Origin of the sequence: Paraburkholderia sp. RL17-347-BIC-D, from assembly GCF_046027915.1 — a bacterium.
Taxonomy (GTDB): Bacteria; Pseudomonadota; Gammaproteobacteria; order Burkholderiales; family Burkholderiaceae; genus Paraburkholderia.
Window position 1 is genome coordinate 1 of record NZ_JARESS010000267.1, and the last position, 376, is coordinate 376.

Annotated in this window: 1 protein-coding gene; it reads left to right on the plus strand. The window is 57.7% G+C overall.

Annotation, left to right across the window (positions count from 1 at the left end; genetic code table 11):
- On the plus strand, positions 1-376 hold a 376-nt coding region (locus tag P0D96_RS48500; RefSeq protein ID WP_408321497.1), incomplete at both ends, for a type 1 glutamine amidotransferase domain-containing protein.

The window sequence follows — 376 nt, forward strand, 5'->3', positions numbered from 1 at the left end:
CGTCAAGGCCGCCGACTACGATACGATTTTCTACGCCGGTGGCCATGGCCCGATGTGGGATCTGACCAATGACAAAAACTCGATCGCCTTGATCGAGGATTTCTACAACGCCGGCAAGCCGGTCGCCGCCGTCTGTCATGACCCTTGTGTCCTGCTCAAGGCGACCTACGAGGGACAGCCTCTCGTCAAGGGAAAGCGCGTCACCTGCTTTACCAATGATGAGGAAGAAGCCGTCGGCCTGACCAAGGTGATGCCCTTTCTCGTCGAAGATGAACTCAAGCGCCTGGGCGGCCACTTTGAAAAGGTGGAAAACTGGGGCGTGTTCACTATTGTCGACGGACGGCTGATCACCGGTCAGAACCCGGCCTCATCCGGT